Origin of the sequence: Spirulina subsalsa CS-330 (assembly GCF_028330765.1) — a bacterium.
GTDB lineage: Bacteria > Cyanobacteriota > Cyanobacteriia > Cyanobacteriales > Spirulinaceae > Spirulina > Spirulina subsalsa_A.
In genome coordinates this window covers 1-5,989 of record NZ_JAQMTY010000247.1, presented here as the reverse complement: position 1 = coordinate 5,989, position 5,989 = coordinate 1, and the positions used below count along the sequence as shown (strand labels likewise).

The 5,989-nt window shown below is 50.2% G+C and carries 7 protein-coding genes; 6 read left to right on the top strand and 1 reads right to left on the bottom strand.

Features of this window, described 5'->3' with window-relative positions; genetic code table 11:
* Positions 1-564: 564 nt before the first annotated feature.
* The 6 genes from PN477_RS17165 (at position 565) to PN477_RS17140 (ending at position 4,693) form a co-directional block, all read left to right on the top strand.
* Positions 565-1,146 carry a globin family protein gene (locus PN477_RS17165; RefSeq protein WP_272115757.1) on the top strand — a complete coding sequence of 194 codons (582 nt, stop codon included), beginning with the start codon at positions 565-567 and terminating at the stop codon, positions 1,144-1,146.
* A 121-nt stretch (positions 1,147-1,267) separates the two neighbouring features.
* A complete protein-coding gene (locus PN477_RS17160) occupies positions 1,268-1,804 on the top strand; it encodes a cytochrome c3 family protein (RefSeq protein WP_272115755.1) in 537 nt (178 codons plus the stop codon).
* Positions 1,801-2,619: a cytochrome c3 family protein gene (locus PN477_RS17155; protein WP_272115753.1), complete on the top strand. Its 819-nt coding sequence runs from the start codon at positions 1,801-1,803 to the stop codon at positions 2,617-2,619. The genes PN477_RS17160 and PN477_RS17155 overlap by 4 nt, the downstream gene beginning before the upstream one ends.
* Positions 2,620-2,684: 65 nt before the next feature.
* Positions 2,685-3,353: a Tll0287-like domain-containing protein gene (locus tag PN477_RS17150; protein WP_272115751.1), complete on the top strand. Its 669-nt coding sequence runs from the start codon at positions 2,685-2,687 to the stop codon at positions 3,351-3,353.
* Between the two features lie 258 nt (positions 3,354-3,611).
* Positions 3,612-4,217, top strand: a complete 606-nt coding sequence (locus PN477_RS17145) for a hypothetical protein (RefSeq protein WP_272115750.1) — start codon at positions 3,612-3,614, stop codon at positions 4,215-4,217.
* Positions 4,218-4,246: 29 nt separating this feature from the next.
* Positions 4,247-4,693 (top strand): thioredoxin domain-containing protein, encoded by a 447-nt coding sequence (locus tag PN477_RS17140; protein WP_272115748.1) that lies wholly within the window; start codon positions 4,247-4,249, stop codon positions 4,691-4,693.
* Between the two features lie 27 nt (positions 4,694-4,720).
* On the opposite strand, the gene PN477_RS17135 is transcribed toward PN477_RS17140, so the two are convergent.
* Positions 4,721-5,656 (bottom strand): pentapeptide repeat-containing protein, encoded by a 936-nt coding sequence (locus PN477_RS17135; protein WP_272115747.1) that lies wholly within the window; start codon positions 5,654-5,656, stop codon positions 4,721-4,723.
* Positions 5,657-5,989: the final 333 nt, after the last annotated feature.

Here is a 5,989-nt window from a genome sequence, read left to right as displayed (position 1 = left end):
GCGTTTGATCCCCCTAAATCCCCCTTAAAAAGGGGGACTTTTTTGCGTTCCCCCCTTTTTAAGGGGGGCTAGGGGGGATCGAGAGAAGGTGAACATCGTTAAGAGCAGTTTGTGTATAAGCAGTAGCCCTCTGGGAGAGGGAACTGGAAAAATGGATCGGCTCCCCTCGCCCTCTGGGAGAGGGGTTGGGGGTGAGGGCGATCAAGTCAGCCAACCAGGGACTCCACACCCAGCACCGCATCATCAAAATCAGCATCGATCCTGATCATCATGCAATTATTACATTTTGAATTTTAAAAATTGCATCAAAAAAGTTTTTTTGTAGCCATGATCACAAATAAGACCGAATAAAACTGATATTTATTCTGTACATCATTAAATTCAGTCAAAATTGTTTGTCAATTCAGCGTGGAAAGTCTCAACTCAACGATCGAAATCATCATGTTTCGGGATTGAGTAATGTCTTGATACGGGTTTTACAAACTTTTGCGCTTTAGTCATAATCAATTAGGGCTGAAAAAATAGATTTTCAACAGTAGATTTTTTGGAGAAAAGCATAGGCCAATGTCCTTACAAGTTGAATGTCTTGAGCAGAGTTTTGAAAAAGTAAAGCCCAATGCTGACGCATTCGTCACGAGTTTTTACGACAACTTGACGACCATGTATCCCGATGCTGCGCCGCTATTTTCCAGCACCGACATGGCCGCCCAAAAGAAAAAGCTCCTCGCCTCCCTGGTGTTGGTGGTGGAAAACCTCCGCAACCCCGATGCCCTCACGGACGCGCTCCACGGCCTCGGCGCTCGTCACGTTAAATATGGAGCCTTACCGGAACATTACCCCCTCGTGGGCAATGCCCTCCTCAAAACCTTTGCAGACTATCTCCAAGACGATTGGACGGCTGAAGTCAAGCAAGCCTGGGTGGATGCCTATGGTGCGATCGCTGAACTGATGCTCGCGGGTGCTGACTATTCCGCCGAAGCAGTGGCCCTTGAACCTCCCCCGGCAGAACCGTCACCCTCCCCAGCCCCGACCCCCGAACCCTACATATCTCCCATTGAAGTCCCTGAGTTTGGGATTAATTGGGGCCTGTTTGGTGGGTTGATTGCGGGTGGTGGCATCGTGACGCTGCTGTTACTCCTGCTGTAATCGAAAGACGATGATTTCTTGGTTGAAACAGCACTGCTCAATCCAATCTTTCATCAAGACAAGAACTGCAATTATTGTCCTGATTGTGGGGTTTGTAATTTGGTTTGGTGCAGCCTTTGCAATGGATCAAAAACAGATTTTTCTACCCGGACAAACATCGGAAGGACACCATCTCTTTGAAGCGTCCTGTAGCTCTTGTCATGAAGGATTTAAGCCGGTGAGCAATGACAATTGCAATCGTTGCCATGAGGCGGAATTGGCCGCAGATGTGCATGGGGTGAAGAAGTTTCGCGATCCCCGTTGGGCGGTTCTCCTTGAAGACATTGATGTGCTCACTTGTACGGCGTGCCATAACGAACATGTCCAGATGTTTGGGCGGGGGGTGCATCTCCATCCGGATCTTTGTATGGCGTGTCATGAGGGGATTATTCAGGGGGATCTCGCTAGTCATGATGGGTTTACACCCGATGGCTGTTGGACGGCGGGTTGTCATAATTTCCACGACCATCGCTCAATTTCCACGGCATTTTTAACGCAAAATCTAGATCAACCGTTCATGCTGCCTACGCCAGAAGTGCCGGAATTAGGGGTGGAGGTCACGCTCGATCGCGCCCCGACACCGGATCTAGACCGGGAGTTTTTGGGGGGTGGGACATGAAGCTGATGCCTGTGCTGTTTTGTGGGGTGATGCTCTGGTTGGGGTTGAGTGCGATCGCGCCCCTCACCCCGATCGCGATCGCCTCCCCCATCACCCAAGCCCAACTCGATGAAATCACCACCCAATGGCAAGACAGCACCCACGCCCTCGCCGATGTGAACTGTTCGAGTTGTCATCAAAACGAGGAGACTCAAGAGTTTGTCCAAGCACCCGGCTATGAAAGCTGCCAAAGCTGTCATGAGCCGGAAACCGAGACTTTTTTACTCGGTAAACATGGGATTCGGCTCCAGGAAGGCTTATCCCCCCTGACTCCGGCACTGGCGAGACTCCCCATGCACGCGGAGGCGAGCGATCGCCCCCTCAACTGCAACACCTGCCACGATGTCCACGCCCTGCAAACCCGCCCCGCCGCCGTGGATGCCTGCCTCACCTGCCACAATGACACCCATTCCAACAACTACAAAAATTCCCCCCACGCCACCCTATTCAGCCCTGCTGGGGAGTTACCCCGTCCGGACGCAAGCGCCGTAACCTGTGCAACTTGTCACCTGCCCCGGCAAACCCTAGGGGAAACCGACCGGGTGTTTGTCAACCACAACAACACCTACACGCTGTTGCCTCGCGATCGAATGGTGAGCGATGTCTGTATGAATTGTCATGGTCTTGAACATTCCTACAACAGCATCTTTGACGATGATCTTGTCGAAGCCAACTTTGATCAACGGCCCACTCAAGAGATGGAAACCTTCGAGTTAATTCGGGCCTTTGAGCAACAGCGTTCCAGTCAAAACGCCCCGGAAACACCCCCAGAGTGACACCGATCATTCGCGGTTCTCTCGATTCATATCCACTCATATCCACCAGAGGAGAAATCACACCGATGCTTAAATTCATCAACTATTGGAAACAACGGATTCGCTTAAAAGTATTCACCTTGTACGCCTTGATTGCTGCTGTGTGTATCACGGCTGTGGCCTGTAGCAGTGGCGGTGGTGCGTCAGAATCCGAACCGTCCGCAAGCATACCCCCCGAAATGGTCACGGACTATATTCATACCGTCTTAGAAGCCGATCGCACCGCCTACACCCGGCATGTGGTCAACCGCTCCGAAGTGCTCGAAGGCAAAGACAACGAAAAAGGTGTGTTGACTGTCGAAGCTACCGAAGGTTGGCAAACCGCCGATGGGATTCCCCTCCCGGCACAAATGTTCCGTTTAGGGTCTGAAATTGCCGCCGAAAAAGGCGATGGCAGCTTCACCTATGGTCTAATTTCGACCTGGAACATCAACGACAACCAAGCGCCTAAAAACGACTTTGAAAAAGAGGCGATGGATTCTGTCAATGAAACCGGCGAACCCTACAAAGGCTATCAAGAAATCGCGGGTCAACAGTATTTCTCGGCTCTCTATCCAGATGTTGCCGTTGCTGAAGCCTGCGTCACCTGTCACAATACCCACCCCATTCACCTCGAACGCTATCCCGACAAAGTGTTTGAAATGGGCGATGTGATGGGCGGTGTGATGATCAACATCCCCATTGAAGAGTCGTAATCTAGGATCGATTTCACAGTAAGAGGAAGCCACCACACTTCCTCTTCTTTGCGATCGCGCTCTGCATGATCAATAGATAAGGACTTATGAAACTGAAGGAAATAATCCGGTAATTCCGTAATGCGAGCATCTTGCTCGCTAGAGCAATCCTATTTGATTCATGAACAGGCAAGGGGCTTAAGCCCCTTGTTGATGAGGAGATAAGATCTCCGATTGATTTAGGATCGCTATACACCGAGGGCATTTTCAACCAAAATCATGAAACTTAATTTTGCCAAATTAATTGTTTTAACGCTCATCACTGCGGTTTTATTGCTGCCGTTTGTGTTTAGTCCGCAATATATTGATATTCTGCGCGAAGATCATTTTGATATTCACGCCCTGTTGCAAGGGGAGATGTATAAGCAGATTACCGGCTATATTTCCTTACTGTTTGTTTTGATTGAAATGGTGCTCACCGCCCGCAAGCGGGGCCGGGGCTGGCCGATTAAGATCACAATTCCCGGCTCGATGATGTTGTGGCGGACGTTGCATATTATTCTCGGTGTGGCGGTGTTGGCTTCAACGCTGGTGCATACCGTCGGCGTGCAGGGTTTGAACTATAACGCGATTTTTCTCTGGGTCTTTTTTGGGGTGACGCTCTCGGCGTTGATCGGGGTTGTGGCGGAAACGGGAATTTTAGAGTCACCGCGCCGTTATTTTGGCTGGCAAGCGGCCGATGGCCCTGATGCGATCGCAACCCTCTATAAAGGGCCGTTGATTCGGAATTTGCGATCGCTCTGGTTGGCGACTCATATTATTCTGGTGAGTATCTTTTTAGTGATGTTAGTGGGTCATATTTTCTTGGCCTATTATTTCCGGTAATCGCCATGCTCACAATCACCAGGAAAAGAATGATCAAACGCAAAGGGTTACCGATCATCGGGGCAATTTGTTTAACGCTACTCTGTTGGCTCAACACCGGATCAGCGGCGGCAGCATCATCGCTGACCGGGTTGGCGGCCTTGCGGGCATCGGCCCAGGAGGCGACCCCCTACGCTGTGGCGATGGAGAATGGGAAGCCGACGGTGATTGAGTTTTACGCTGATTGGTGCGGAACCTGTCAGGGGTTGGCGAAAACGATGCGATCGCTCACCGCAAACTATGGCGATCGCATCAACATCGTCATGCTCAACATCGACGACCCCCAATGGATCGACCTCATCGAAACCCACCAGGTCACCGGCGTGCCCCAACTCACCGCGCTCAGTGCGGATCATCGCGTTCAACGCTATCTCGTTGGAGCCGTCCCGAAACCCGTCCTCACCGATCTGTTCGAGCAATTATTGCCCCCGGCTTGAAAAAAAGTCTCGCTCTAGACTTGCAGACTAACGCGGTACATTCGTCGCCCCTTGATCCCGCAACCATTGTTTTTGGGCCGCCGTCAGCCCTTGAGCATCGGTAAACGTTGCCCCGGCCACATGGCAGGTGGAAAAATCCACCTCGATCGCATCTTGCCACACCGTATTTTCCAAATTTGCATTTTCCAAATTTGCATTTTCTAGATTCACCTGCCAAAAATGCGCCCCCTCAAAATCCACCTCATAGAGTGCCGCATCGGAAAAATTCACATTCATCAACGTACTGTGGTTAAAGTCCGCTTCGAGTAATTCCGCACCGTTAAAATTTACATCTTGGACATGGGTATGGCCAAAGTTAGCTTGAATTAATTGGGCATTGAGAAACTCAGCCCCCCGGAGCCGAGCCTCTTGAAAATTGGCCCGTTCTAAGGTGGCGTGATGCCATTGGGTTTGTTCGAGTTGCGCTTTGATAAACTGCGTCCGACAAAAGGAACTGTGATTAAAAAGGGCTGCGGTCATGCGGGCATTACCGAAATGGGCGCGATCGCCGATTGCGTTGGTGAAATTTCCACGGGGGGCGGCACTATCCCGAAAATCGGCCTGCTGAAAATTCGCCCCTTGGGCCTGCAAATCACTGAGCTTCGCGCCATAAAATTTGCTCTTGACACATTGAGTCTTGCTAAAGTCTGCGGCGTTACCGGTGGCGCTATTCAATTCCGCCTCGGTAAAGTCTGATTCTGAAACCTTGGCATGATCAAAGTTTGAAAAATGTAGAATCGTCTGGGTGAATTTGACATTGTGGGCGATCGCTCCTGAAAAATTTCCACTCTTTAGATAAGCTTGATTAAAATCCCCTCCTGTAATCGTACAGCCGGATAAATCGAGGTGACTTAGCTCTGATTTTTGGAGAGATTGACCGGTTTTAATTCGCTCTAAAACGTCGTTGGGCGTGAATAATGTCATAGCGATTCAAAGATTGAAACAAAGAGATGCAATGAATGGTTCCGGTGTGGAATCACTCCAGATTAACATGAAGAATATGACTGTTAATATTCATCTCACCGGAACAGATCACCGGCAAAGAAACCCCTAAATTGTGTCATCCTGCGCTACAGCTTGTTCACTCATGACCCTCACCCCAAACCCCTCCCACGGAGCTACTGCTTATACATAACGTTCAAATGTTGGCCTCGTCTGCGTTTGATCCCCCTAAATCCCCCTTAAAAAGGGGGACTTTTTTGCGTTCCCCCCTTTTTAAGGGGGGCTAGGGGGGATCGAGAGAAGGTGAACATCGTT

What these genes read in the sequence shown, in the direction of transcription:
- PN477_RS17165 (WP_272115757.1), top strand. Translation starts at nt 565, where the DNA reads ATGTCCTTACAAGTTGAATGTCTTGAGCAGAGTTTTGAAAAAGTAAAG.
- PN477_RS17160 (WP_272115755.1), top strand. Translation starts at nt 1,268, where the DNA reads ATGGATCAAAAACAGATTTTTCTACCCGGACAAACATCGGAAGGACAC.
- PN477_RS17155 (WP_272115753.1), top strand. Translation starts at nt 1,801, where the DNA reads ATGAAGCTGATGCCTGTGCTGTTTTGTGGGGTGATGCTCTGGTTGGGG.
- PN477_RS17150 (WP_272115751.1), top strand. Translation starts at nt 2,685, where the DNA reads ATGCTTAAATTCATCAACTATTGGAAACAACGGATTCGCTTAAAAGTA.
- PN477_RS17145 (WP_272115750.1), top strand. Translation starts at nt 3,612, where the DNA reads ATGAAACTTAATTTTGCCAAATTAATTGTTTTAACGCTCATCACTGCG.
- PN477_RS17140 (WP_272115748.1), top strand. Translation starts at nt 4,247, where the DNA reads ATGATCAAACGCAAAGGGTTACCGATCATCGGGGCAATTTGTTTAACG.
- PN477_RS17135 (WP_272115747.1), bottom strand. Translation starts at nt 5,656, where the DNA reads ATGACATTATTCACGCCCAACGACGTTTTAGAGCGAATTAAAACCGGT.